Genomic DNA, 1,304 nt, shown 5'->3' on the forward strand with positions numbered 1-1,304 from the left:
GGTCGAGCGGATTGCTCGCCTCGTGGCCGGACAACAGTTGCGAGAATCGTCGACGGAGCGGTTCGTCTCCGCGGCATTCCTCATCCGAGAACCTCTTCCTCGCCTCGATGTCCACGATCTCCAGCGCGGCGGCGAACAGCGATTCCTCGTTCATGGCAGACGCCCTCGACGTTCTTACCATTCTGACTCGACCTCTAATCTACAGTGCGAATAAGGCGGGAAGGATGCACCATCGGATTTCGGTCTTGTCCAGAAACTTTGCGGACGAGGGTGATCGCCTTGCGGACGCTGACCACGACGGTTGATGATGGCTGACGGTTGATCACGTCGTAAACTACTGCACGACCTGGGGCGAGCCCAACCTCGGCTCACCCCGACAGGCCCCTCAGATCGTAGCCTTTCGCCGCGTGTCCGGGTAGGCCGCCAACCATAGCTTGGGCAGCAGCTCTCCGAGCCGCTCGACGGGATGAGTCGGCAGCCGATTCAACACATCGTTGAGGTCGGCGAATGGATCGCCACCAAGCCGCTTACAACTGCCGACGACGCTGTCGAGGATCGCCGCCGTCCGGCCGGCCCGGTAATCAATCGTTCTTCCGACCTATCGCCTTGGCACGCAGCGTCTGCTCGGCGAGGTCGTTGTCGATGATTAGTCCGGTTTTCTTTTGGGTGTGCCGGTTGACGAGGACGGTCGGTAGCCGCAATGGCCGAACCAGCCGGCGATGTTGCCGGGCCGGACGGCGCGGAGGGCCCCGCCCATCGCCTCGATCAGGGCGTCGACCGTCCGCGCCTTCGCCTTGCGCAGCCACGCCTTGAGCTTGGAGAACATCGGCTCGATCGGGTTGAGGTCCGGGCTGTAGGGGGGCAGGTAGCGGACCTCCGCCCCGGCCGCCTCGATCCGCCGCCGGACCTCGGCCGTCTTGTGGCTACTCAGGTTGTCCATCACCACGATGTCGCCGGGACGCAGCGTCGGCACCAGGCACCGCCTCACGTACGCCTCGAAGCAGGCCGCGTCGGTCGCCCCGTCGAAGGCCAGGCAGGCCGGCTCCGGGACGCCGCCCAGCCGCACGGCGGCCGTCAGGGTGACCACCTTCCAGTGGCCGTGCGGCACCGGGCCGTCGACCCGCACCCCGCTGGGGGCCCGGCCGTAGGTGCGGTCCATCGCCGTCGAGGCCCCGCTCTCGTCGACGAAGACCAGCCGGGCCGGGTCGATCGCCGCGAACTCCGCCCGCCAGGCGGCCCGCCCGGCCTTCAACTCCGGCCGGTCCTGCTCGGCCGCCCGCCGCGACTTTTTTTGCGCGTGATCC

At 67.1% G+C, this 1,304-nt stretch carries 2 protein-coding genes; both read right to left on the bottom strand.

Annotated elements, in window-relative coordinates:
• Window positions 1-385: 385 nt before the first annotated feature.
• Window positions 386-586 (bottom strand): transposase domain-containing protein, encoded by a 201-nt coding sequence (locus HG800_RS28580; protein WP_169981446.1) that lies wholly within the window; start codon window positions 584-586, stop codon window positions 386-388.
• A 60-nt stretch (window positions 587-646) separates the two neighbouring features.
• On the bottom strand, window positions 647-1,252 hold the full coding sequence (locus HG800_RS26765) for an IS630 family transposase (RefSeq protein WP_449343011.1): 606 nt from the start codon (window positions 1,250-1,252) through the stop codon (window positions 647-649).
• Window positions 1,253-1,304: the final 52 nt, after the last annotated feature.

Origin of the sequence: Tautonia rosea (assembly GCF_012958305.1) — a bacterium.
Lineage (GTDB): Bacteria > Planctomycetota > Planctomycetia > Isosphaerales > Isosphaeraceae > Tautonia > Tautonia rosea.